Below are 25,740 nucleotides of genomic sequence, written 5' to 3'. Positions count from 1 at the left end.
TTGATTGAAGTCCCTTTTTTCATGTTCAGCGTATTATTGCGCTTGACGCTTATTGTGACGTAACGATAAATACGCCGTAATACTTAATACTATGATGATAAAACCGAGTGAGATCCAAATCGGCATGTGGAACACATCCAGCAACAGCATTTTTGTCCCAATGAACAACAAGATAATGCCCAAGCCATAAGGTAAATAATGTAATTTCGTTGCAGCACCTGCCAGTAAAAAGAACATCGCACGTAAGCCTAAAATCGCCATTAAGTTTGCTGTGAGGACAATAAACGGGTCAGTGGTCACGGCGAATATTGCAGGAATCGAATCCACCGCAAAAATCACATCGGACGCTTCTACCAATACCAACACCAAAAATAACGGCGTCGCCCACAAAAGTCCGTTTTGTCGGACGAAGAATTTGTTACCTTCAAGTTGAGGGGTGATACGGATATGTTTGCGTAACCATTTGAGTAAAAAATTGTCTTCAATATTGCTTTCTTGCTCTTGTCCTTTCAGGAATTTAAAGCCTGTATACACAAGGAATGCGCCGAAAATATACAGTACCCAAGAGAACTCTTGAACGAACCAAGCACCGATGAAAATGAAGATCGTTCTCAGCACAATCGCACCGAGCACACCATAGAGCAAAATTTTGCGTTGTAAGGCTGGTGGGATGGCGAACGCGGCAAAAATCATCAACCAAACGAAGACATTATCAATCGCCAATGATTTCTCAAGCAGATAACCAGCGAAGTATTCCATGGTTTTTTGATTGGCGATATTTGTCCCGATAGTTTGCTGTAAATACAGCCATAGGCCCCCACCAAATAGGATGGCCGCAGTGACCCATGCCACACTCCAATAAGCGGCTTGCCGAATCGGCACGTCTTGGTTTTGTTTCTGTTTAAAACCTAAAAAATCGATCAATAGCATCACAGTGACGATGCCAAAGAATACAAGATACAACCATAAGTTGCCGATAGATTCCATTACCACTCCCGATCTGGCAAATGGAAGCGGCATAAAAAAACCTTGACCAGTTGCCAGATGAATTAAAAAAACATCTGTTTCAACATGATCAAGGTCTTGCCTACATCACCGATGAGGATGATGCTCAGAGTCCGACTTTTTGCAAAGTGTAATGACGGAGGTCTGACACCGAAGCATTTTAATTTCAGCGCTTCGGTTTGGAGGAGGCTACTCCCCTTGTCAAACGAATTTCGTATGGATGGTGACATCCAAATCTGCGCGTAGCATTACATATTTTTAGATGAACCGCAAATGATTGTGTCTAAGGCTCGAATCGCCGATATCCTCCATCTCTGTGGCTTGTGTGCATAGTGCTTATGAGCTTAATTAAAAATTTTTAAGATCTCTTGACGTAAAAACTGATGACGTGGATTTTGTTTCACATGGTCATGCCAATACATGCCCATGCTGATTTTTGGCAGTTCGATCGGTAAGGCATGAATATGCAGATTTTCTGCATAATTGAGGTGCTTTAAAATGCTTTGTGGAATGGTCAAAATCGAATTCGGGTACTGTGAGAGGACTTGCAAAGCGGTTGAATAATGCTGACAACGCAGAAAAATTTGGCGAGACAGTTGTTGGCGATTAAGGTAAATATCCTCCAAGAGTATGCCAGTGCGCCGTGATGAAACCCCGATATGCGGTGAAGATAAATACAGTGATAAATCCATTTCCATTTGTTGAGTACATACGACAAAGTGATCTTCAATCAGGTTTTCAAATTGTAAATTCGCTTGATAGGGTTGCACTAAATCAATCACAAAATCGATTTGTTGGGCGGATAAATCCGCCAGCATATTTTTACGATCCAGTTTAGAGCTGAGAAACTGAATATCGAGATTTAATTGGGCAAAGTGATTGACCAATTGTGGAAAAATAATCGGCTCGATTTCATCGTGAATGGCAATTTTAAGGCTTTGCAACATACTCGGTACAAACGTTTGTTGCGGCATGGCAATACTTTGAATGCTTAGCAATGCCGTTTGAATGGGTTGATAAATCTGCTCGGCAAAGGGTGTAGGCAACATTTTTTGGCCGCTACGCACAAACAGTTCATCATTCAATTGTGTGCGTAAGCGTTGTAAGGCATGACTCACTGCGGATTGACTAATACACAGCAGTTGTGCGGCTTTAGAAATACTTTTTTGTTCAAAAATGGCAATAAAAAGCGGGTATAAATTAATATCAATACGATGGAAATGCCCTACTTCTAAAGGGGTTGTATTATGAATATTGTTCATAGTTCTAAATAAAATAAAATCATTTCATTCATAATAAAATTTCGCTTATGGTGATGTAAAGCAGCGAATGATCTTTCGCCACATTTTTACCTTGAGGAAGCTGATGATGTTTGCATTATCTGAACGCGCACAGGATTTTATTGCACGAACGCAAGCCTTTATTCAACAAGAAATAGAACCGATTGAAAAAGCGTTTTGGGATGAGGTACATCAACTCAATGTCGATGGCGATTGGACCAAATGGCAATGGCCTGAACAATTACAACAACTGAAAAGCAAAGCCAAAGCCGCGGGTTTATGGAATATGTTTTTGCCTGATGCCGAGCTAGGTGCTGGTTTATCGGTACAGGAATATGCTCGTATTGCTGAACTTACAGGACGTAGCTTACTTGCACCGACGGTATTTAACTGTAATGCACCTGATAGCGGCAATATGGAAGTATTGTGGCGTTATGGGAGTGATGCGCAAAAGCAACAATGGCTGCAACCTTTATTGAATGGAGAGATTCGCTCGGTCTTTTGTATGACGGAACCTGCGGTTGCCTCTAGTGATGCCACCAATATGCAAGCCACAGCGGTGATTGATGGCGATGAGATTGTGTTAAATGGGCGTAAATGGTGGTCATCTGGTTTGGGCGACCCCAACGCCAAAGTGATTATTTTTATGGCTTATACGCCTGATTCGAGCAAAGACCGTCATCATCAACACTCTATGGTATTGGTGCCGATTGATACGCAAGGCGTAACGATTGAGCGAATGTTGCCTGTATTTGGTGATTACGATGCGCCACATGGTCATGGTCAAGTCAGCTTTGACAATGTCCGTGTCCCTGTCAGTAGTTTTATTGGTGGTGCAGGACAAGGCTTTGAAATTGCACAAGGTCGTTTAGGGCCTGGGCGGATTCACCATTGTATGCGATGCATTGGCGCAGCAGAAAAAGCCTTGGAGCTGATGATTGATCGTGGCATGTCACGTAAAGCTTTTGGTCAAGAAATCCTGAAATTGGGTGGAAATTTAGAGCGCGTGGCTGAAGCACGTGTGCAAATCGACCAAGCCCGTTTATTGACGCTGTATGCCGCATATAAGATGGATACCATGGGCAATAAGGCTGCACTGACTGAAATTTCTGCGATTAAAGTGGTTGCACCAACGGTATTGCAAAATGTGGTGGATATGGCGATTCAGATCCACGGTGGTGAAGGTGTTTCACGAGATACTCCACTCACGGCATTCTTTAATCAAGCGCGTAGTTTACGTTTAGCTGATGGACCTGATGAAGTTCATAAAGGCATGATTGCCAAATTAGAACTAAAAAAACGTGGCTATGGTCGTAAATAAGGATATAAGAAAATGACAGTGATTGATGTGGGTGGACAGGTTCGTCATGGTGAAGAACTGGATATTTCCGCAGTGGAAACATGGTTAAAAAAACAAGCTGTGGTGCTACAAGGGCAAGCGCAAGTGACCCAATATTCAGGCGGTGCTTCCAATTGGACTTACCGTGTGCAATATGACAATGCAGATCTGATTCTACGCCGCCCACCCAAAGGCACCAAAGCCAAATCCGCGCATGATATGGCCCGTGAATACAATGTGCAAAAGCACCTCGCCCCGTTCTATCCAATGCTGCCCGAAATGGTTGCGCTATGCCAAGACGAGAGTGTCATCGGTTGTGATTTTTATGTGATGAAGCGGATTGAAGGCATTATTCCGCGTGCCAATTTACCCAAAGAATTACAACTCGATGAGCAACAGGTACAGCAACTGTGTCTGAATGTCTTAGATAAATTGATTGAACTGCATCAAGTCCCTTATCAGGGCACTGAGTTAGAAAAAATCGGTAAAGGTGACGGCTATTGTCGACGTCAGGTGGAGGGCTGGGATGCGCGGTATAGCAAAGTACTGACCCCGAACGTGCCTGATTTTGCTTTTGTGCGTCAATGGTTGCAAGTGCATATCCCTAACGACGTGAAAACCTGCGTTATTCATAATGATTGGCGTTTTGATAATGTGATTTTAAATCCAAATCAACCGACTGAAGTGATTGGTATTTTGGACTGGGAAATGGCGACCTTGGGCGATCCGTTGATGGATTTAGGTAGCGCCCTCGCCTATTGGATTCAGGATGATGATGATGCTTTGATGAAGTCCACTCGCCGTCAGCCCACCAATCTAAAAGGCATGCTGACGCGTCAACAAGTGGTGAATTATTATCTTGAGAAAACAGGCTTACAACCTGAAAATTGGGCTTTCTATGAAGTGTTTGGTCTGTTCCGTTTAGCGGTGATTGCGCAACAAATTTATTATCGCTACTACCATCAACAAACCGATAATCCAGCCTTTAAAGATTTCTGGATCATGATTCATGCTTTGCATATTCGGGCCTTAAAACTGATTGCTCAAGACAATACAGCGGCGCAGCAACTTATTCCTGAATGTGTGGCGAAATTAGAGGATATTTTAAAGCCATGAGCACAATATATTTGGTGCGACATGGGCAAGCGTCCTTTGGTGCAGCAAGTTATGACCAGCTCTCAGCCAAAGGCGAGCAACAAGCGCAGATGGTGGGTGATTTTTTTAAGCGCAGCTTAAAGCAAACCCCATTTGTGCTTGCAGGTTCAATGCAACGTCATCAACAAACCGCGCAATTGGCTTTGGCAGAAAGTTTTCAGGATGCGCTGATTCAAACTGAGTCTGCATGGAACGAGTTTGATCATCAGCAGGTATTTGCGCAATATGAACCGCGTTTTAATCAACCTGAATTACTCAAACAGGATATTGCACAAGTTACAAACCCGCGTGCTTATCTGGCTAAAATCTTTGATGGTGCGATTGATCGTTGGATTGGAGAGCAATACGACCATGAATATCATGAAACATGGTTAGGATTTCAATCACGAGTGGAAACAGCGTTGCATGGACTGTGTGAAAGTATGGATGCCACACAGCAGCGTCAAGCGGTGGTGTTTAGCTCAGGTGGTGTGATTTCAGTGGCGGTGGGCAAGGTGTTGGGGCTTAATGCCAAACAAATTTTTGCGCTGAATTGGTCACTTGCCAATGCCAGTATCACGACGTTGCGTTGGAACAATGGTCATTTGCAATTACTCAGTTTTAATGAGCATCATTATTTAAAAGCGTGTGATGCAGAACTTTTAACATGGATTTAAACAAGAATAGGTGGCAGACATGGCAAAGACGATTTTAATTACAGGTGCAAGTTCAGGTTTAGGTGCAGGTATGGCGCGTGAGTTTGCTGCCAAAGGCTACAACCTTGCGCTTTGTGCACGACGTTTAGAGCGGTTAGAAACCCTCAAACAAGAGCTAGAAAACCAATTTTCGGTTCAGGTCAAAATTAAAGTTTTGGATGTCACCCATTACGATGATGTTTTTACGGTGTTTAAAGACTTCCAACAAGAGTTTGGCACTATTGATCGTATTATTGTCAATGCAGGTGTCGGTGAAGGACGCCGTATAGGCAAAGGTCATTTTGAAATTAATCGCGCCACGGCAGAAACCAACTTTATTTCGGCATTGGCACAATGTGAAGCGGCGGTTGAAATCTTTAGAGCGCAGAATCAAGGGCATTTGGTGGTGATTTCTTCGATGAGTGCGATGCGTGGCTTACCGAAGCATCTATCAACTTATGCTGCGAGTAAAGCAGCAGTGGCGCATTTGGCAGAAGGGATTCGTGCGGAGTTGCTGGATACACCAATCAAAGTTTCAACGATTTTCCCTGGTTATATTCGGACTGAGTTGAATGAGGGCGCAAAAAAATTGCCGTTTGAAGTGGATGAGAAAACGGGTTGTCGAGCTTTAGTGAAAGCAATTGAGAAAGCACCTGTAAAAGCGTATGTACCACAGTGGCCGTGGTTGCCTGTGGGGATTGCAATGAAGATTTTGCCGTTGAAATTAGTGAATAAATTGAGTTGATTGCAGTTTAATATTGGATGGAATATATCTGTATTTGGTATGGATGCTGCCTGTCACGATACTGAATTAACATGACTTCGATGAAATATGATACTCGGAAATGTCATCTGCAACCTGCGTGGTGTAAATAAGATATTGTTTCTGCGATATATCTTAATAAGTGCAAGAAGAGGACAGGTTTTGCAGATGACAATGGTTTTGCCTACTTTTCCCGAAAGAAAAGTAGGGCGAGCCGCAGGCTGATCCTGAAATTGGATGAGAACTTGTAAGATTCCGTTGAAATACAATTTTTTCAATAAGTGAGAGAAAGTGTTGAGGTTAATTACGACAAAGCCGTAATCAATTTTTGGTGTAAACCACCAAAACCACCATTGGACATGATCACCACAGCATCGCCCTCACCTGCTTCATTCACCACACGGGAAATGATGTCATCCAAAGAACGGCTGACTTCGGCCTTGTTTGATGATGCAGAGATGATGGGTTGTAAATCCCAATCCAAACCTTCTGGTTGATACCAGATGACTTCATCCGCTAAACGTGCTGAATGCGCTAAACCATCTTTGTGGCTACCCATACGCATGGTGTTTGATCGGGGCTCAATAATCGCCCAAAGTTTACGCTGACCTAGACGCTTTCGTGCGCCGTCCAGTGTGGTTTCAATCGCGGTTGGGTGATGTGCAAAGTCATCATAGACTTCGATGCCACGTATAGTACCTAACAATTCCATACGACGTTTTACACCACCAAAATTTGATAATGCATCACAGGCTTGTTCAAGGCTGACACCGACATGCTGCGCGGCAGCAATAGTCGCTAAAGCATTGGCAACGCTATGCTGGCCTGTCATGCTCCATTTTACTTCACCGATCACGTTACCGTGTTCAAGCACTTTAAAATGACTGCCATCTGTATTGATCAATTCAGCAGATAAAGCGACTTGAGTATTAGGCTCTAGGCTGGTACGAACCACAGGTGTCCAGCAGCCTTGTTCCAACACTTCATCAATATTGGTTTCGGTAATCGGTGCAATAATACGCCCTTCGCTTGGAATGGTACGCACGAGATGGTGGAACTGTTTTTGAATCGCAGCAAGATCATCAAAAATGTCGGCATGGTCAAATTCAAGGTTATTTAAAATCGCCGTTTTAGGGTGATAGTGAACGAACTTAGAACGTTTATCAAAGAAAGCAGAGTCATATTCATCTGCTTCAACACAGAAATATTTGCCACCGCCTAAACGCGCGCTTTCACTAAAACCAAGTGGCACACCACCGATCAAGAAGCCGGGGTTTAAACCTGCTTGATCGAGTACCCAAGCGAGCATAGTCGTGGTCGTGGTTTTACCATGTGTCCCCGCGACCCCCAGTACATGTTTACCTTGCAACACGTGATCTGCTAAGAATTGTGGACCTGATATATACGGCAAACCTTCATTGAGCATGTATTCGATCGCATCAATGCCTCGTTTCATGGCATTGCCGACGATGACTAGATCTGGATGCGGTTGCAAATGGCTACGGTCATAGCCTTGCATCAGCTCAATGCCTGCATTTTCCAATTGAGTCGACATCGGTGGATAAACATTGGCATCTGAGCCTGTGACTTTATGTCCTAAATCTCGTGCTAATAGAGCCAAAGACCCCATAAATGTGCCACAAATACCCAAAATATGCAGATGCATCATGCTTCTCTCTTTATCCAATCACGCAATAAACGTGTGTAATGCAATTAAAAATTTGCCTCAAAAGATAGCAAGGCTGATATGGAAAAGATAGTCAAAATTCGTTGTTGTTGTTTACTTAAAATTAAAGCAAGAAGTGTTAATATTTCAGCGCTTTTATATTGACTCCAATCTCCCTATTAAGCTTGTATTCTGAATTAGAAGGACATGAACTTGAGCCCTACTCTTTTAGCGCTTTGTCTATTGGTGATTTCCAATTGTTTTATGACCTTGGCATGGTACGGCCATTTAAAATACTTACATGATGCACCGATATGGCAGGCGATTTTACTGAGTTGGTGTATTGCCCTACTCGAATACAGTTTTATGATTCCTGCCACCAAACTATTGAGTCAAAATGGTTGGGGTTTGGGGGAAATGAAAATTACTCAGGAAGTGGTGACCTTATTGGTCTTTGTCCCATTTTTACTGTTTATGTTTAAACAGCCTTTTAAGCTGGATTATGTCTGGGCAATGTTGTGTTTACTCGGTTGTGTCTATTTCGTTTTTCGCAATCAAAGCTAAATTTTTGGCGGGTTTTAAAAGCGTTCTTTAGTTGGGGATGCTTGAAAAAACCGCTATAATATCTGCCAATTTATTCCTTTGTGCTTGGCGTAAGTCGAGACACTGCTCTATTTTTATCAAGTTTTGGAAAAGCCAATGAATGCGGTCGCAACAGATAGCCAACCTTTAGTCGGGATTATCATGGGTTCTCAATCAGATTGGGCAACGCTTGAACATACAGCAAATATGCTCAAACAATTGGGTGTTCCATTTGAAGCTGAAGTGGTTTCTGCGCACCGTACCCCAGACCGTTTATTTGAATATGCAGAAACAGCCCGTGATCGTGGTATCCAAGTGATTATTGCAGGTGCTGGTGGTGCTGCGCATTTACCAGGAATGTGTGCAGCCAAGACTGATTTACCGGTACTCGGCGTACCTGTTAAATCTTCTATTTTAAATGGTGTTGACTCATTGCTTTCAATCGTACAAATGCCAGCGGGCATTGCGGTGGGAACATTGGCGATTGGTCAAGCCGGTGCGACCAATGCTGCAATCATGGCGGCTCAAATTCTTGGTTTAACCCGTCCTGAGATCGCAAAAAATGTTGCGGATTTCCGTACTGCACAAACTGAGAAAGTGTCGAGCAAAAACATTCCTGGTCATGAATGAGGACAAGCAAAGCAACGCTTTGCCCGAATGCAAGGCGAAGACTTTGTCTGAGCAAGAGAGTCATATAAATGAATAAAACCATCGGTATTTTTGGCGGCGGGCAACTTGGCCGTATGATGGCGCAAGCGGCGTTACCTCTGAATATTCAATGTACCTTTTTTGAAGCTGAAACAGATTGTCCTGCTGCAATTTTAGGACCTGTCTTTTCAAGTAAAAATGAGCATGCTTTACAGGATTTTATTGCAAGTGCGGATGTATTTAGCCTTGAGTTTGAAAATACCCCTGTCGCGGATGTGGATGTATTAACCCAAACCAAGACATTGCACCCTCCTCGCCTAGCTTTGGCGACTGCGCAAAATCGTTTAGCTGAAAAAAGCTTATTCGATGAATTAGGTATTCCAGTTGCGCCGTATCGTGCGGTAGACAGCTTAGATAGCTTAAAACAAGCTGTAACCGACTTAGGTTTGCCTATCGTACTGAAAACCGTGACAGGCGGCTATGATGGCAAAGGTCAATTCGTATTACGTTCAGAAGATCAAATTGATACAGCTTGGGCTGAACTTGGCCCTGCCAAAAGCTTGATCGCTGAAAGTTTCGTAAAATTCAGTCGTGAAGTCTCGATTATTGCGGTGCGTGGTCAAGATGGCGATGTCAAAACATGGGCGCTCGCTGAAAACCATCATCACAATGGTATCTTGTCGCACTCTATTGTGCCTGCGCCAAATAGCACGGATTTACAACCTGTTGCGCAAGACTATATTACTCGTTTGTTGAATCACCTCAATTATGTGGGTGTGCTGACGCTTGAATTGTTTGTGACTGAACAAGGTTTATATGCCAATGAAATGGCATGTCGCGTACACAATTCAGGTCACTGGTCGATTGAAGGTGCGATTTGCTCGCAATTTGAAAACCATATTCGCGCAGTTGCAGGATTACCGCTAGGTTCAACTGAGGTGATTCGTCCTACGGTAATGATCAATATTATTGGTCAGCATCCTCGATCAGAAGACGTTTTGGCGCTCAATGGTGTGCATTTACATCTTTATAATAAGTCTGAGCGTGCAGGTCGTAAGTTGGGTCATATTACTTTGATGCCGAATAATCGCGATGATTTAACTGTTTTATGCCGTAAACTTGCTCAGATTTTACCTGTGCCGTTGGCCTTGACGGATGAAATGAGTATTTAAATTTAAAATATTTATCCACAATTGAGCGATCTACGGATCGCTTTTTTATGCCCGTTATTTTTAAATTCAAAAAATGAATGCTGTTGGATTTATGTTGGGTTGTGGATAACTTTATTTCTGACTTTTGAATTTAAATTATAGGGTTTAATTTGAATTCAAATCATGAGAAGTTGCTTATGTTGTTTTTGAATTTAAAAATGCGCTCAAGTTTTAAATTTAAAAGTGGTGAGTATCGTTGCTTTGAATTTAAATGATGGGCCTGTGGGTATCTATTTTCTTGGGTTCTAAGTATTTAGAAGTGAGAAAAAAGCTATAAATCAGCAATTTTCTCTTCTGATCTCATGAGTTGGGTTGTTAAAATGAATTTAAATCGGAGTGTTTTTTGAATTTAAAACTGATGCGACGTTCTGGTTGTGTTTTTGAATTCAAAAGATGAGCTTCGATTTTTTTAAATTTAAATTAGCATCTGCGTTTTGAATTTAAAAAGAGAACTTTAAATTTAAATCACGAAGAATGAATTCAAAGTTACGTTTCCAAACTATACATCTTGATAGAGCGTGTTAAGGTGAACAAGAAATTTGAATTCAAAAATTATGGTTAAGACATGAAACATTATTTCCCTTTTTTTCTAGGCTCTGCCTTGTTGACCTTATCTTATAGTGCCCATGCTGAGCTGATCATCAATGGCGCAAAAGTTACGACCACTACAACAACGCCAACAGCTGCAAATAACAGCAGTTTTGCGCCGACTCGGAATTTTCAGAGTTGTCTGGCGAGTTTACGATCTTCAGCTGTTGCTGCTGGTGTTTCAGCCGCGAATTATGACCGCTATACCCAAAATTTGACTGCGGATTATTCGGTGATTGATCGACTGAACTATCAACCTGAGTTTTCAACACCGATTTGGGATTATTTATCGGGTTTGGTCGATAACGAGCGAGTCCAAGCGGGACAGCAAAAATTAGCGCAACATCGTGATGTCTTAAGACGAGTAGAGCAAGCTTATGGTGTTCCCGCCGAAACCGTTGTCGCGGTATGGGGTGTGGAAAGTAATTTTGGTGATATTTCTGGACGCTATCCTTTATTACAAGCATTAGGGACATTGAGCTGTGAAGGCCGCCGTCAGAGTTATTTCCGTGGTGAGTTTTTTGCCACCATGCGTATTTTACAACGTGGTGATGTCACCCAAGATCAGCTCTTTGGTTCTTGGGCAGGTGCGTTTGGGCATACTCAATTTATGCCATCTACCTACGAGCGTTTAGCTGTAGATTTTGATGGTGATGGTCGCCGTGACCTTGTTTCCAGTATTCCAGATGCTTTGGCATCAACAGCAAACTTTTTAAAACGTGCGGGTTGGCAAACAGGGATGCCTTGGGGCTTTGAGGTGAAAATTCCACAAGGCATGTCGATTTCTGGTGAAAGCCGTCGTAATAAAAAGTCACTGAATAGTTGGATTGCTCAGGGCGTAACGCGTGCGGATGGTCGGGCTTTGGTGCAAGGAAATTTATCAGGCAGTACGCCTGCAGGTTTGATTGCACCTTCAGGTGCCAACGGTCCTGTGTTCTTGGTGTTTAAAAATTTCGATGCGATTTATAGCTATAATGCAGCTGAAAGTTATGGTTTAGCCATCGCACATTTGTCTGACCGTCTGCGAGGTGGGACGCCATTTTTAACGACATGGCCGACAGATGATGCGGGAACATCAAGAGCAGAACGTCGTGAAATTCAACAATTTTTGATTCAACGTGGTCATGATATTGGTGCTGTAGACGGATTAATTGGAGACAAAAGTCGTCAAGCGATTCGTCAAGAACAAACACGTTTGGGACTTAATCCAACAGGCCGTGCAGGACAGCAGATTTTAGCTGCGTTCCGTCAAGAACAAGCCAAAAAAATGATGCAGTAAATTGTAGTAATAAAAAAGGTCTGCTCATTGAATAGCAGACCTTTTTTTATTTATGGTGCGGCATCTAATTTTACAGCTTCTAAAATATCAAAAATCACCGCAGTCACATCTTGGCTCAAATCACGATCATTAAAAATTTCATAAGCGGTAATGGTGACATCAGTATCACTCGGCAATTGTTTTTGTTCTTCTTCGATTAAATGCTCAATCGGCAATAAGGTCTGTTTGACCTCTAAATGTAGAATTTCATCATGCGCAATATTTTCATCTTCAAGCTCGAGGATTTGCTCATTGAAATAAGGAATCAAAATCGAATGAAGATAAGGGCTAATATTTTGAATATCCAAGATTTCGATATCACGAGTCTGCTCAATCGTACTGATGTGGTCATTCACTTCAATTAAGATATGATAATAACTCATGCTGATCTCCATTTAGGCTAAGATGATGTTTTCACTCCACAATAACATGAATAAATCAAAACAATCGACCCATTCTTATCATCTTACAAAAACATCAGCTTATAAATGTCTATTAGCCTGTACAGTTCAAGCCTTAGCGAGAAAAACCCAATAGCTCCAAATCTGTATTGGTGAGTTTAAAATCTTTGGCATCTTGTGATTTGATGCGCGGATACATCAAAGATTTTGGATCTTGGGTATGCTTTAGTCCTAAAGCATGTCCAAATTCATGCGCTAAAGTTAGCCGTAGGTCATCGATGGAAGAAAACTCATAGATAAAAATTTTGTCCCCATCAAATTGACCTTTGTGTAGAGTCTGTGGCTTAAAGGTTTGATTAAATTCAGCAATTGATTGGGTTAATTGTTGGTAAAGTTGTTTGGACTTTTCTGTTTGTAGGTCTAGTTGCTGAACCAGCTGCTGATGTTTAGCAATACGATTTTGTAGCTGTACAGACTGTTGTTCAAGATCTTGTTGTTGTTTTTGAATTGACGTAAATAAGGTTTTAATCGAGCTTCGCTGTTTATGTTGTTGCTGATTCTCAACACGGGTTTGATATTCAGTTTTCTGCAATTCAAGTTGCAGTTTTGATTGCGCTACATTTTGTTTGAGCTGTTGTAATTGTTGATTTTCATTTAGCCAAATTTGTTGTTCATGTTCTAATTGATTCAAACTTTCAGCGCGTTTCATACTACGAATTTGACGCTGATCAAAGACTAAATGAATGGAAAACTCAGCTTCAGGATCATAAACAAAATAATGTTGTCCTGTGTCTTTTTCCCAAATTGCTGCCGCCTGTTTGCTTAAATCAATCATTTGCTGCTGACTAATCTTTAAGCGAGGATCAAAATTGGCAATACGGTAGTGCAAAGGGTGCGCTGTATTATAGCGGACTTGGTTTTGGGTAGAATTTGAGGAAATTTGAGCAAAAGCCGATGCTTGAGCCAGCATAAAAAAACATGCGACCAATAGGAGAGAACATAAACGCATAGCAGGAGATAAAGATTGAAAAGGGCTGTATTTTAATCAGCTTTTATGATTAGTCAATTTGATGAAATGTATTTAAATTCACGGGGTTGAAAAATATTTATAGACAATGAATAAAAATACATCTGTAGAAAATAAATGCTTAATTGAGCCAAAATTCTCTAGTTTTAAGGTTGGTTTAGCTAAAATTAATGTAGCAACAATTATTTATTTTTTATTCTCGAATGAAAAAAATGATAGTTTTAGCAAAAATAATCAGTATAAATAGCGATAATTAACTGAATAAAATACGATCTATATCATGTAAAATTAAAAATCTATTTGTCTAAAAAATAGACTGCCTGTCTGGTTGTATAGTTCAGCGCTGGAGGGATTTTTATACTTAGTATTTAGTATATTGCTTTTACCAAGTTTCGATCAGAATCAGTAAGAGAAAATCTTTGCAAATTTTGCTGTTGAATAACGGGATACATTAGCGACTTAGGATCATCCGTATGTGCCAATCCCAAAGCATGTCCAAACTCATGTGCGAGCGTTAAACGTAAATCATCTGCAGTCGTAAACTCATAAATAACAATCTGTTTGCCATTAAAATGACCTTTATGAAATAGACGCGGTTGAAAGACTTGATTAAATTGATTCGCTGCGGCAACAAGCTGCTGGTTTTTTTGATTTAAGTTTTTAATCTCCTGATTAATTTGCTGTGTTTTTTGCTTATGCAATAGCATGTCATGCTGTAGTGTAGTGGCTTGTTGTTGCAGTGTTTTTTGGCGCTGCGCGAGCTGATTCGCTAAGTTTTTTGACGATGAACGTTGTTGATTAAAATGCTGTACATCTGCGTTATATTGTTGAAATTGGGCGGTGAGCTGCGCTTGTTTATTGGTGAGCTGGGTTGTGGTTTTTTCGATTTCATCTTTGACGTGTTGTAGCTGCTGATGCTGATTTTCCCATTGTTTTTGTTGTTGTGAGATTTGATCCAAGCTTTGAACACGATGAGTGCTCTGTTGTTGACGTTCATCATAAACCAAGTGAATGCTAAATTTGGCGTGTGGATCATAAATAAAATGTTGTTTTCCTGTTTCTTGTGTCCAGATATTTGCAGCTTGTTGGGTTAGCTCAAGCACCTGCTGGCTGCTTAAGTTGAATCTTGGGTCGATCTCTGCAATACGGTAATGTATGGGGGTTTCAACCGTATGGTGGTTATGGGGAGTTGCGCCATGCGAATGATTTTGAGCATAACTTGCATGAGGCACACCCATGTATAAGCATGTCGCAATAACGATCATTAAACTTTGATCACGCATGTAAAATCCCCAAAAATAAAATTTATTCTTGAGTAATTTTTTGCTTAGGTCAAAGTGCTATCTATTTAATAAATAAAGCTAAAAATTGTGATTTTGTTCTAATAAAGCGAACAATGAAACGAATGATATACACAATAAATAAATCAAAAAACAGGTTGTTTTTTTATCATAAGTCGAAAAATATCAAAGGATTAAGCTTTATATGACTAAAATAAAAGTAAAACTGGCTGTAAAATGATCAAATTGTTAACTTTTGTAAGAATCATCCTGAACTGAAAAGTTTTTTCCCTTTGGACAAAAAATTGTTTATTAGTGACATGAATGGTCTACTGATATTTTGGTCATGCGTTGCCTCTTAGCTATAAATCACCATGCTTAACCTTGAATAGAATTTTGATTAGATTCTTGCTTGATCAGATTTCAACAGGTTGTTTGGATTAACGTGCCAACAATAAATTCAGGTCGGCTGGTGTTAAACGAAAATTAGCAGCATTTTGATCTTTCATAATCGGATGCATGAGAGCATGCGGGTCATCACTGTGTTTTAGCCCTAGAGCATGTCCAAACTCATGCGCCAGTGTTAACTTTAGGTCATCCTTGGATTCAAGTTCATAAATGAGAATCTGTTTTCCGTTAAATAAGCCTTTATGAAATAAATGGGGTTGAAAACGTTGTTTATACTGACTGACTGAGGTATTTAATTGTTGATCCAGTGCGTTCAGCTCATCAACTTTTTGATTTAGCTCATTAACTTTTTGATTGTATTGCGCTATTTCTTGTTTTAATAATTCAATATTTTGTTGTAAAACCTGTTGCCGTTGTTGGAAATATTGCTGATGCGCAGTCGATGACGGCTTGAGTCGGGCAGCATTTTGCTCTTGATTGTAGTGTTGAATTTGCTGATCGAGTTGTTGTCGTTTTAAGTTTAGAGATTGTTTGTTTTGCATCATTGCTTGTTCGATTTGATCAAGCTGTTTCTTCTTATTTCGCCATTGTTGTTGGTTTGCATCTAGCTCAGTCAAATGTTGTCGACGTAGTTCACTTTCAATTTGACGTTCATCATAAATTAAATGGATACTCAGTTGAGCGTTAGGATCATATACAAAATATTCTTTTCCTGTCCCATCATTCCAAATTTGTGTGGCTTGTTGGCTAATCTCTTTCACTTGCTCAACACTGAGTTTAAAGCGAGGGTCAACTTCTGCTATACGATAGCGAAGACGTGTATCGAAAGGGTGGGTGATCCGATCCAAAAGCGAGTTAAATTTGAGCTGAGGATGCTGGTAGCTTTGATAGCCATTCCATAAGATAAAGAGTGTAAGACATATAAAAACGATTCGTATCATTTAACATTTTTGAAAATAAAGGTTGATAGAGGCTTGGCAATAACAAGATCAGCTTTCATCTTTTATTTATATCATCATTTTAACATTTTGAATTATACATAAAGTTTGTGTGTATCAAGTTGGTGATCTGTGATACCGCTCCTTGAGCGCTAACATTGCACTTGTTATGTATGAGTACAGCTGCCATATTTAAGCTATTCTAAGCAAAAACGGATAAGTAAAATAAAATGAAAGGGAATCTAAATGCTGAAATATTTACTCAAAACACCTGATCCGACATGGACAGCTTGCTCTCCAGCCGAAGCAAAAAACGAAAATTTAAAAATTAAATATTTAGGCACGGCAGGTTTTATCCTATCAGATCAATATCGTACGTTGGTTTTGGACCCATTTATTAGTCGCCCAAGCCTATGGCATACACTCACTCAGCCTTTACTCAGTGATCCAGAATTGGTTAAACAATACATTCCGCAGGCAGATGATGTACTGATTGGACATGCACATTATGATCATATTTTGGATGCCCCTGAAGTGTGTAAACAAACAGGCGCACGGTTAATTGGTTCTCAAGCGAGCCTCATGTATGGGCGATCGGCAGGTTTGTCTGAACAGCAAATGCTAGAAACAAAAGGACGAGAGATTATTGCGTGTGGGCAATGGCAAGTTGTTGGGCTACCTTCGATTCATGGCAAAGCACTTTTTGGACGTGTGCCACTCCCTGGAGACATGACTACACCACCACCTTATCCACCCAAATTTCATCAGCTAAAGCATGGACAAGTCTTTAATTGGTGGATTGATACTGGCAAACTGAGCGTGGTACATATCGATTCAGCGGATTTTATCGAACAAGAATTGCAAGGGCGGCGGGCGGATATTGTTTGTTTGTGTGCAATTGGACGTAAATACCGACCAAATTACGTCAGAGATGTGGTGCAACTGCTCAAGCCAAAATATATTATCCCATGCCATTGGGATAGTATGGTGACTCCGATTGATGAGACACCGCAGTTATTACCTGATGTGAATATCCCTGAATTTATAGAAGAAATTAGGGACTGTGGCGTGATTCCGTTATTTATGCCAATCTTAGGTGAACTGTATTTTGATCAATCTAAATCTACCTAATAGTCACTTTCTAGAAATAAGATTTAATTCATTTATGAAAGTCACAGCCTCACTGTAGCTAAAACTAATTTGAATTTAAGTATTGATATAAAAATTTAATGCAAAAAAACCGCGCTTTCGCGCGGTTTTTTTCAATCTGACAAATTATTTTTTGTCGTCTTTTACTTCTGTGAACTCAGCATCTACAACGCCATCGTCCGCTTTTTGTTGTTGACCCGCATCGCCACCTTGGAATGCATTTGGATCAAAACCTTCAGCACCGCCCGCAGCACCTTGTGCTTGTTCATAAGCACGTTGTGTGATTGGCATCAAGATGTTTTGTAAAGCTTCAGTTTTTGCTTTGATATCTTCAACATCATTTTCTTTTGTTGAAGCTTCAAGTTCAGAAACCGCAGTTTCAATCGCAGTTTTTTCATCAGCAGTCACTTGTTCACCAAGATCTTTCACTGCTTTGTTTGAGCTAGTAATTAAAGCGTCCGCTTCATTACGTGCTTTCGCAAGCTCTTCAAACTTACGGTCTTCTTCTGCATTGATTTCAGCATCTTTGATCATTGCTTCGATTTCAGCATCAGACAAACCTGAGTTTGCTTTAATCTGGATCGATTGCTCTTTACCTGTGCTCTTGTCTTTCGCAGATACTTTTAAGATACCGTCAGCGTTGATATCGAATGAAACTTCAATTTGCGGCACACCACGTGGAGCAGGTGGGATGTCGCCGAGTTGGAAGTTACCTAACAATTTGTTTTGCTGAGCCATTTTACGTTCACCTTGGAACACAGAAATGTCTACAGCAGGTTGGTTGTCAGCAGCAGTTGAGAACACTTGTGATTTCTTCGCAGGAATCGTGGTGTTTTTCTCAATAATTGCAGTTAACACGCCACCCATTGTTTCGATACCAAGGGTTAATGGTGTTACGTCGAGTAAAAGTACGTCATTCTTGTCACCAGACAATACCGCACCTTGAATCGCAGCACCCATTGCCACAGCTTCGTCAGGGTTCACGTCTTTACGTGGCTCTTTACCAAAGAATTCTTGTACTTTTTGTTGTACAAGTGGCATACGAGACTGACCACCAACTAAGATCACGTCTGAAATTTCAGAGGTTGAAAGTCCAGCATCTTTAAGTGCGATACGGCATGGTTCAATCGTACGAGCAACTAAGTCTGCAACTAAACCTTCAAGTTTTGCACGTGTAACGTTGATCACTAAGTGCTTAGGACCAGTCGCATCAGCAGTGATGTATGGAAGGTTGATTTCAGTTGCGTTTGATGAAGAAAGCTCGATTTTTGCTTTCTCAGCTGCTTCTTTTAAACGTTGTAACGCAAGTGGATCATTTTTCAGATTCACACTTTGTTCTTTCTTAAATTCTTCAACTAAGAATTCGATCAATGCGTTATCAAAGTCTTCACCACCAAGGAAAGTATCACCATTGGTTGAAAGAACTTCGATTTGTTGGTCGCCATCAAGGTCTGCGATTTCGATGATTGATACGTCAAACGTACCGCCACCTAAGTCATAAACCGCGATTTTACGATCGCCTTCTTTTTTGTCCATACCGAACGCAAGTGCAGCAGCAGTTGGTTCGTTAATGATACGTTTAACATCAAGACCCGCAATACGACCCGCATCTTTAGTTGCTTGACGTTGTGCATCGTTGAAGTAAGCAGGAACAGTAATAACCGCTTCTGTTACAGTTTCACCTAAATAATCTTCTGCAGTTTTTTTCATCTTTTTCAAGATTTCAGCAGAAATTTGTTGAGGTGCTAATTTTTTATCATTCACTTCAACCCAAGCATCACCGTTGTCAGCTTTGATGATTTTGTAAGGTACAAGACCGATGTCTTTTTGTACCGCAGCATCTTCATAGCGACGACCAATTAAACGCTTGATTGCGAATAATGTATTTTTTGGGTTGGTTACAGCCTGACGTTTTGCACTTTGACCAACCAAGATCTCGCCATCTTTATAGGCAATGATTGATGGAGTTGTGCGTGCGCCTTCTGCATTATCGATTACTTTTACTTTATCGCCTTCAAGTACAGCAACACATGAGTTGGTAGTACCTAAGTCAATACCAATAATTTTCGCCATTTGGTGTGTTCCTCTAAAATTTTTTGAATCCCCTCATTTCCACCCTTAATTAAGGGGCTGAAAAGCGTTGCTTCCGAAAGGGGATTTGCTTGTTATTCGATATGAGAGTCATTCGGTTTTTTTCAAGCATTTTTATGAAAAAAAATCAAAAAACTCTCAAATTCTTTGTACTTTGAGCAAATTTACAGGTTGCTCTTGTGCTTTATTGACCAACCATGACCATCGCTGGACGTAAGAGACGACCAGACAAGGTATAACCTTTTTGTAGTACCGTGCCGATTTCACCTGCTTTGGCATTTGGGTCAAGACCGACTGCTTGGTGATGATCTGCATTGAAGCCATTGGTAGTATCTACTGCCACCACATCAAATTTTTCGAGTGTGGTGAGCAATGATTTCAAGGTCAGTTGCACACCTTCAAGTAAAGGCGATTGCTCATCGCCCGCAGCTTGAATCGCGCGCTCAAGGTTGTCGACCGAGTCGAGTAAATCTTTGGCAAATTTTTCTAAAGCAAATTTTTTCGCAGTTTCAGCTTCACGCTCTAAACGTTCTTTCACTTTTTCTGCTTCATAGGTTGCATTCGCTGCACGTGCTTTTTCTAGTTTTAAACCTTCTGCTAGTGTGGTGATTTGCGCTTGTAAATCTTCAACGCTAAGCTCGTTTGTTGCTTGCTCTACACCTTCAGTTTGAGTTTGTTCAGGTTGTTGCTCATTTTGAATGTCTTGAGCTTGCTCATTGTGCTCATTAGCCATTGATGATCTCCGTTTAAAAAAGTTCTTAAACATGTACAGTCCTTTTGGCGTGAATGCTCATAGGATCAAACCCGAACTGCCACATATTGGTCATTCATAGATATGGATGAAGTATGGGCAACCCGACAAAATTCAAGCGTTCAGGTCGATTTAAATCTTTTAATTTTGCTGATCTAGGTAAAAATTTAAGTTTTCGATCACGAAAGCAATAAATTCTTGGGTTATTTTTGGTAAATGTTGTCTAGATGCATAGACTAAAGACAAAGTCAGATCGGGTGCAGAAAAATCTGTAAACACCTGTTGCAGACGGTTAGCTGCGATATCTTGACGGACGAGGAACGTCGGCAACATGGCGATCCCTTGCGCTGCGAGGCACATTTGATACAGCGCAATCACGTCATTGCTTTTAAAGGTCACATTTAAGGGATAGTTCTGAGGTTGTTGATCTTGATCAAACAAAGTCCAATATTGATTATGAGTATAGTGGGCAATACATTCATGCTGAATCAATTGGCTGGGGTGTGAAAGGCTCGTGTGATCTTTTAGATAATGTGGATGAGCACAAAAAATAGAGCCAATTTGACAGACGGGACGTGCAATTAGTCCATCAGCGACTTTTTGAGTAATACGTAGGGCCAGATCAACCTGTGCATCGATCAAATCAACGGTATTTTCAGTCAAATACACATCAAATTGGATATGAGGATAGCGCTTTTTAAACTGTCGAATACATTCATTCACACCCAGTTGAAATAAAAATAAACCACAGGTAAAGCGGATCGTACCTGTATGTTGCTCTGGAGCAGCCAAGCCGGCTAATAGTTGTTGCTGCTGTAAAATATTTTCGCAATACACCAGTGCTTTTTCGCCAGCAGGTGTCAGTGATACTTTACGCGTGTTACGTTGAAACAGTCGAGTTGAAAAGGTTTGTTCGAGGTGTTCCAGATAACGAGACACCATCGCTTTAGAATAATCTAAATGTTCTGCAGCTTTACTGAGATTGCCTTGATGTGCAATGCAAACAAAGACCTGAATGGCTTTTAATGTATCCATATTTATTTTTGATTGTTGCAAGATATGCAACATTTTATCTTAATTTAGGCTGTTTATTCAGTAGTAAATGCAATTTATAGTGTTTTCTATCAGATTGGAGATGAAAAAATGAACTTAAAACCTTATGCAATTGCATTCACTGCATTATCAACACTCGCGGCAGCATCAAACACCTTCGCACAAGAATTAAAAATTCAAAATTTTCTGGCGAAACCTGAGCACTTTGGAGTCACGTCAACTTTAATTGAAGGTGATAAAGAAGTTTTATTGGTCAATGCACAATTTTCTAAATCAGAAGCTTTGCGTATCGCGGCTGACATCCTTGATAGCGGTAAAACGTTAAAAACGATTTTTGTGAGTTATGGTGATCCAGACTTTTACTTTGGTTTAGATGTATTTAAGCAATACTTCCCAAATGTACAAATCATTGCGACGCCTGAAACCGTTAAACATATTCAAGATACACAAGCTTTGAAAGTGCAGTATTGGGGACCTAAAATGGGCGCTAATGCACCGACTCAAATTATCATTCCTCAAGCCTATACAGCGAAAACCTTAAAGTTTGAAAATGAAAGCATTGAAATTAAGGGTAAAAAAGAGCTGACGTATTTGTGGATCCCAAGTGCTAAAGCGGTTGTGGGTGGAATTCCAGTTTCATCAGGAATTCATTTATGGATGGCAGATACCCCGACCACAAAAGACCGTGCTGAGGTGATTCAGGCTTTAGAAAGTATCAAAGCGTTAAAACCGACAACTGTGGTACCAGCACATATGAAAGCAGGGGCGGCTGAAGGTTTAGACGCAGTGAACTTCTCGATTGACTATTTAAAGCAATATGAGAAAGCGGTAAAAGCCACCAAGGATTCAGCTCAGTTAATACAAACCATGCAAAAACAATATCCAGCTTTAGGTGAATCAGATAGTTTAAATTTGGGTGCTAAAGTGGTAAAAGGTGAAATGCAGTGGCCGTAAATTTATGGTCGAAAAACATAAAAACCGTGGCTTAGACCACGGTTTTTTATTGGTGCTTAATTCATTATCAATAAAAACTACGCAATTGTAATCTTTTAAGACGGTTGTACAGTATTTCTATGAATTATAAAAACATAATATAAACAACAATTTGCGATATAGAGCCAAAATAAAAATAAAAAAATGCTGTATTAATAGTTATTTAGTAAGGCTGTTTAAATGAAAAGATATGTGAATTGTGAAGACGGCTGATATAAGAAAAATTGCAAAATAATGCAGCTTCCACTACAAACTACAACCAATCCGCATCACGTCTGAGAAAAAAATTGTGAATCATAGGCAACGCAAAGGCGACTTTGCTTTTTGTCATAATGAAAGGAAGTAAGCAATGAAAAAATTAGCATTGATTTCAATGGTTGTAACAGGTGTAGCATTCACAGCGGTAGGTTGTACATCTCAAGGTGGTGTAGAAGCTTCTGGTTCTGCTCAAACCAGCGCAAGCCCAACTGGCGTGCAAGGCGGTGTAGGCATACAAGCGGATACTTCTATGGGTGTTGAATCAGCTAGCCCATCTGCTGACGTATCTGGTGCGGTTGATGCTGAGGCATCAGTACAATAATCTAAACTTAGTCGGGCAATAGATTGTCTGTTGATGCCAGCAGATCAATCTAAACATATACTGCTATATATGATGCCCTTAAGTGATACAGATTAATTGATAAATAAAAACTAGAATCAATAAAATGATTCTAGTTTTTTACTTTTAGAGTGAATTTAAAACGCATAAAGATTTGCCAAACTGACAGTAAAAATAAGTCATGTGGACTTGTAGATTGATAGACAAAACAGCAATGATGATATTTCACAAACCAAATTGTTTGTATTGATCTAATTGAGAGAAAAATTTATGAAACAGTTCACTATAATCTCGGTACTGTGTATTGCGTTAAGCCCAATGGTTGGTTGTGTTTCTGTGGAGGCAACTGGTTCTACAAATGTGGGTGTTGGTTCTCATGGTGTTAAAACAGGTGCTGGCGTAAAGGCACAAGTCCAACCAGGACAAGTTGGAGTTAATGTCTCAGGTTCAGCATCGGCTGGTCGTTAATAAAAATATAGACGTGATAAAAACTCAAAAAGCGGAATTTTGTTTTTTGAGTTTTTTATTTCTCATCAACGCAAAAATATTGATTGACCTAAAATTAGTATATAGATAAGCAGAATGGGTAATGACTTTTGCAGATCAGCCATTTAGCTTAGATTTTATTTTTAAATTCTTGATCTATGACTTTATAAGGGCATATAGTCGGATAGAACAAGAATGATGGACAACATGAGAAGGGGAAAAACGTGACAGCATTACCTCAAAAAATTCAAACAATTTTAGATAATGGACAAGGTCCTGCTGCACGAGTGCTGGATAAGCTGCCTAAAATCGTACAAGAGTCTCTCGCTAAGGTTTTAGGCTATGCATATCAGTACCCAGATTTGGATGCATTTACCAAATGTTTGATGGCCGTCCAAATTAAACAGGGACGTATTGGTTTTTTGAGTGACGATCCGATCGAGTCAAGACGCCAATTTGATGCGCAGATGTTGGCTATATTAAATAAGCCGACTTCGATTGAATCGGTTGAAGATATTCGATTACCTTTGCAAAGTGGAACGGTTTTTGCCCGTCACTTTCACCCAGCGCCAAACAAAAAACTACCGATGATTGTTTTTTATCATGGCGGTGGTTTTGTCGTAGGTGGTTTGGACACACATGATGAAGCATGCCGCTTAATCGCGAAATACGCAAAAGTACAAGTTTTGAGTATTGATTATCCGCTTGCACCAGAAGCATCACCGCAACTACTGATTAAATCATGTGAAGATGCTTTGGCTTGGGTTTATCAGAATCGTCGCCAACTCAAGATCTATAAAAATCGTATTGCGGTTGCTGGCGACAGTGCTGGTGGCAATATCAGTACCGTTGTGGCACAGCACACAGTGGGCAAGGCATACGCACCACAAGCACAACTGTTAATTTATCCAACTGTAGATTTTAAAAGTAGACACCCATCATTCTATGCGTATGGTCAAGGTTTAGTGTTGACCAGTAAGGATGTGGATTATGTGACAGACTATTATGTGACCCAGCACAACGTTGCTTTGGATGATCCGCTTGTTTCACCTACCTATGGCAACCTTCGCAAGCTTGCACCTGCATACGTACTTACGGCTGGGCACGACTTACTCCATGATGAAGGGGAGATCTATAGTCATAAACTCAGACAAAGCGGTGTCAAAGTTCAATATGTCAATTATGTTGATCAGACTCATGGTTTTATCAACCTAACCCCAATTTCAAGCAAAGCTAAACGTAATACGATTGAGCTTGCGAGAAACTTTAGAAAATTTTGGGATAAACATAGTTAATTTGCCGATGAACCTATGTTTCACGTGAAACATAGGTGTTGTTTAGCGTAACAAATAAAAATAGCAAAAATGAATTTGTAAAACTAAGATGAATGTCCACAAAAAATCTATTTTCAAGTTGAGAAAAGCAATGATGAAAACGTTGTTCATTACAACAAGTTTACTTTTGGCCAGTGGTCATCTATTTGCAAATACAATGGTTGAAATGAAAACCAGCATGGGGAATGTTGAAATAGAGCTTTTTGATGATAAAGCGCCTATATCAGCGAAGAATTTTGAAAGCTATGTTAAAAGCAACTTCTATACAGGTACGATCTTCCATCGTGTGATTCCTGGATTTATGGTTCAGGGCGGTGGTTTAGATGAGAATATGGTTGAGAAGAAAACAAAAGCACCTATTGTGAATGAAGCAGATAATGGTCTGAAGAATACCCGTGGCACATTAGCGATGGCTCGAACCAATAACCCTAACTCTGCAACGAGTCAATTTTTTATAAATGTTGCTGATAACAGTTTCCTCAATCGTTCACAAAGAGATGCTGGCTATGCAGTGTTTGGTAAAGTGACTAAAGGTATGGAGGTGATTGATAAAATCGTAAATGTACCTACAGGAAACCAAGGAATGCATCAAAATGTACCAAAACAACCGGTTAAAATCATAAGTGTTCAGATAAAGAGCAAAAAGTAAAAAATAAGGAAGAAATATAAAATTAATATTTCTTCCTTAATATCATTGGTTTATGGTGTTTTTGATGGTTTGTTGTGCAGGCTTTGGTCTAAAAAAGCAACACTCAATAAATCATATGTTTAAAAAGACTTGCGCACCAAAAAAAATCTCCTATAATGCACACATCCCGACGCGATGAAGCAAACAGAACTTAGCTTTACTGGTTAAGTTTATGAGTATTTATTGCGTTGATTTGCCACTGATGAGGTGGTGAAAAATTCATTAAGAATTGAAGAAGAACAACTTGTGTGGATTTTTACTGGTTAATCGATCGAAATTATTTTCATTGATTAGATGGTAGAAATTACTCGAAG

General features: G+C 40.2%; 24 protein-coding genes. 14 read left to right on the top strand and 10 right to left on the bottom strand.

Annotated elements, in window-relative coordinates; all coding sequences use genetic code 11:
• Positions 1 to 33: 33 nt before the first annotated feature.
• Together MMO38_RS14895 and MMO38_RS14890 are read right to left on the bottom strand one after the other, a co-directional pair.
• A complete protein-coding gene (locus tag MMO38_RS14895; protein ID WP_004672221.1) occupies positions 34 to 987 on the bottom strand; it encodes a TerC family protein in 954 nt (317 codons plus the stop codon).
• Between the two features lie 362 nt (positions 988 to 1,349).
• Complete coding sequence (locus tag MMO38_RS14890; RefSeq protein ID WP_241324033.1) at positions 1,350 to 2,267, bottom strand: LysR family transcriptional regulator; 918 nt, start codon at positions 2,265 to 2,267, stop codon at positions 1,350 to 1,352.
• A 106-nt stretch (positions 2,268 to 2,373) separates the two neighbouring features.
• On the opposite strand from MMO38_RS14890, the gene MMO38_RS14885 reads away from it, so the two are divergent.
• From MMO38_RS14885 to MMO38_RS14870, 4 genes are read left to right on the top strand one after another with little or no spacing between them, the layout of a single operon-like run.
• The gene (locus MMO38_RS14885; protein ID WP_241324032.1) at positions 2,374 to 3,606 is read left to right on the top strand and encodes an acyl-CoA dehydrogenase family protein; all 1,233 of its coding nucleotides are present in this window, start codon (positions 2,374 to 2,376) and stop codon (positions 3,604 to 3,606) included.
• Positions 3,607 to 3,618: 12 nt separating this feature from the next.
• Positions 3,619 to 4,740 (top strand): phosphotransferase family protein, encoded by a 1,122-nt coding sequence (locus MMO38_RS14880; protein WP_241324031.1) that lies wholly within the window; start codon positions 3,619 to 3,621, stop codon positions 4,738 to 4,740.
• The gene (locus tag MMO38_RS14875; RefSeq protein ID WP_241324030.1) at positions 4,737 to 5,435 is read left to right on the top strand and encodes a histidine phosphatase family protein; all 699 of its coding nucleotides are present in this window, start codon (positions 4,737 to 4,739) and stop codon (positions 5,433 to 5,435) included. Before MMO38_RS14880 ends, MMO38_RS14875 begins: the two co-directional genes overlap by 4 nt.
• Positions 5,436 to 5,454: 19 nt before the next feature.
• The gene (locus MMO38_RS14870) at positions 5,455 to 6,198 is read left to right on the top strand and encodes an SDR family oxidoreductase (protein ID WP_241324029.1); all 744 of its coding nucleotides are present in this window, start codon (positions 5,455 to 5,457) and stop codon (positions 6,196 to 6,198) included.
• 322 nt (positions 6,199 to 6,520) lie between these two features.
• Here MMO38_RS14870 and mpl read toward each other — a convergent pair whose 3' ends face one another.
• Positions 6,521 to 7,882, bottom strand: a complete 1,362-nt coding sequence (gene mpl, locus MMO38_RS14865; protein ID WP_241324043.1) for a UDP-N-acetylmuramate:L-alanyl-gamma-D-glutamyl-meso-diaminopimelate ligase — start codon at positions 7,880 to 7,882, stop codon at positions 6,521 to 6,523.
• 207 nt (positions 7,883 to 8,089) lie between these two features.
• On the opposite strand from mpl, the gene MMO38_RS14860 reads away from it, so the two are divergent.
• The 4 genes from MMO38_RS14860 to MMO38_RS14845 all read left to right on the top strand — a co-directional run bounded on the left by MMO38_RS14860 (position 8,090) and on the right by MMO38_RS14845 (position 12,190).
• Positions 8,090 to 8,446 (top strand): DMT family protein, encoded by a 357-nt coding sequence (locus MMO38_RS14860; RefSeq protein ID WP_241324028.1) that lies wholly within the window; start codon positions 8,090 to 8,092, stop codon positions 8,444 to 8,446.
• Between the two features lie 135 nt (positions 8,447 to 8,581).
• The gene (gene purE, locus MMO38_RS14855; RefSeq protein ID WP_005086095.1) at positions 8,582 to 9,094 is read left to right on the top strand and encodes a 5-(carboxyamino)imidazole ribonucleotide mutase; all 513 of its coding nucleotides are present in this window, start codon (positions 8,582 to 8,584) and stop codon (positions 9,092 to 9,094) included.
• 68 nt (positions 9,095 to 9,162) lie between these two features.
• Positions 9,163 to 10,284 (top strand): 5-(carboxyamino)imidazole ribonucleotide synthase, encoded by a 1,122-nt coding sequence (locus MMO38_RS14850; protein WP_241324027.1) that lies wholly within the window; start codon positions 9,163 to 9,165, stop codon positions 10,282 to 10,284.
• A 604-nt stretch (positions 10,285 to 10,888) separates the two neighbouring features.
• Positions 10,889 to 12,190, top strand: a complete 1,302-nt coding sequence (locus MMO38_RS14845; RefSeq protein WP_241324026.1) for a lytic murein transglycosylase — start codon at positions 10,889 to 10,891, stop codon at positions 12,188 to 12,190.
• A 50-nt stretch (positions 12,191 to 12,240) separates the two neighbouring features.
• On the opposite strand, the gene MMO38_RS14840 is transcribed toward MMO38_RS14845, so the two are convergent.
• The 4 genes from MMO38_RS14840 to MMO38_RS14825 form a co-directional block, all read right to left on the bottom strand.
• Positions 12,241 to 12,624 carry a hypothetical protein gene (locus tag MMO38_RS14840; protein ID WP_171063489.1) on the bottom strand — a complete coding sequence of 128 codons (384 nt, stop codon included), beginning with the start codon at positions 12,622 to 12,624 and terminating at the stop codon, positions 12,241 to 12,243.
• A 121-nt stretch (positions 12,625 to 12,745) separates the two neighbouring features.
• Positions 12,746 to 13,639 carry a matrixin family metalloprotease gene (locus MMO38_RS14835; protein WP_241324025.1) on the bottom strand — a complete coding sequence of 298 codons (894 nt, stop codon included), beginning with the start codon at positions 13,637 to 13,639 and terminating at the stop codon, positions 12,746 to 12,748.
• A 386-nt stretch (positions 13,640 to 14,025) separates the two neighbouring features.
• On the bottom strand, positions 14,026 to 14,940 hold the full coding sequence (locus MMO38_RS14830) for a matrixin family metalloprotease (RefSeq protein WP_241324024.1): 915 nt from the start codon (positions 14,938 to 14,940) through the stop codon (positions 14,026 to 14,028).
• A 437-nt stretch (positions 14,941 to 15,377) separates the two neighbouring features.
• The gene (locus MMO38_RS14825; protein WP_241324023.1) at positions 15,378 to 16,286 is read right to left on the bottom strand and encodes a matrixin family metalloprotease; all 909 of its coding nucleotides are present in this window, start codon (positions 16,284 to 16,286) and stop codon (positions 15,378 to 15,380) included.
• Positions 16,287 to 16,529: 243 nt separating this feature from the next.
• Here MMO38_RS14825 and MMO38_RS14820 point away from each other — a divergent pair, with 243 nt between their 5' ends.
• Positions 16,530 to 17,414, top strand: coding sequence for an MBL fold metallo-hydrolase (locus tag MMO38_RS14820; RefSeq protein ID WP_241324022.1), 885 nt, complete (start codon positions 16,530 to 16,532; stop codon positions 17,412 to 17,414).
• A gap of 144 nt (positions 17,415 to 17,558) precedes the next feature.
• Here MMO38_RS14820 and dnaK read toward each other — a convergent pair whose 3' ends face one another.
• The 3 genes from dnaK to MMO38_RS14805 form a co-directional block, all read right to left on the bottom strand.
• Positions 17,559 to 19,505 (bottom strand): molecular chaperone DnaK, encoded by a 1,947-nt coding sequence (gene dnaK, locus MMO38_RS14815; protein WP_004672183.1) that lies wholly within the window; start codon positions 19,503 to 19,505, stop codon positions 17,559 to 17,561.
• 202 nt (positions 19,506 to 19,707) lie between these two features.
• Positions 19,708 to 20,256 carry a nucleotide exchange factor GrpE gene (grpE, locus tag MMO38_RS14810; protein ID WP_004672181.1) on the bottom strand — a complete coding sequence of 183 codons (549 nt, stop codon included), beginning with the start codon at positions 20,254 to 20,256 and terminating at the stop codon, positions 19,708 to 19,710.
• A gap of 159 nt (positions 20,257 to 20,415) precedes the next feature.
• Positions 20,416 to 21,309: a LysR family transcriptional regulator gene (locus MMO38_RS14805; protein ID WP_241324021.1), complete on the bottom strand. Its 894-nt coding sequence runs from the start codon at positions 21,307 to 21,309 to the stop codon at positions 20,416 to 20,418.
• A 108-nt stretch (positions 21,310 to 21,417) separates the two neighbouring features.
• Here MMO38_RS14805 and MMO38_RS14800 point away from each other — a divergent pair, with 108 nt between their 5' ends.
• The 5 genes from MMO38_RS14800 (at position 21,418) to MMO38_RS14780 (ending at position 25,387) form a co-directional block, all read left to right on the top strand.
• Positions 21,418 to 22,281: an MBL fold metallo-hydrolase gene (locus MMO38_RS14800; protein ID WP_241324020.1), complete on the top strand. Its 864-nt coding sequence runs from the start codon at positions 21,418 to 21,420 to the stop codon at positions 22,279 to 22,281.
• A gap of 388 nt (positions 22,282 to 22,669) precedes the next feature.
• Entirely contained in the window at positions 22,670 to 22,900 is a 231-nt protein-coding gene (locus MMO38_RS14795) for a hypothetical protein (protein WP_004672175.1), read from the top strand.
• Between the two features lie 288 nt (positions 22,901 to 23,188).
• Positions 23,189 to 23,386, top strand: a complete 198-nt coding sequence (locus MMO38_RS14790) for a hypothetical protein (RefSeq protein ID WP_004672172.1) — start codon at positions 23,189 to 23,191, stop codon at positions 23,384 to 23,386.
• Positions 23,387 to 23,628: 242 nt separating this feature from the next.
• Positions 23,629 to 24,699, top strand: a complete 1,071-nt coding sequence (locus MMO38_RS14785; RefSeq protein ID WP_004672170.1) for an alpha/beta hydrolase — start codon at positions 23,629 to 23,631, stop codon at positions 24,697 to 24,699.
• Positions 24,700 to 24,829: 130 nt separating this feature from the next.
• Positions 24,830 to 25,387, top strand: a complete 558-nt coding sequence (locus MMO38_RS14780; protein ID WP_241324019.1) for a peptidylprolyl isomerase — start codon at positions 24,830 to 24,832, stop codon at positions 25,385 to 25,387.
• Positions 25,388 to 25,740: the final 353 nt, after the last annotated feature.

Origin of the sequence: Acinetobacter sp. NIPH 1852 (assembly GCF_022549455.1) — a bacterium.
GTDB lineage: Bacteria > Pseudomonadota > Gammaproteobacteria > Pseudomonadales > Moraxellaceae > Acinetobacter.
This window is presented reverse-complemented; position numbering and strand designations above follow the sequence as displayed.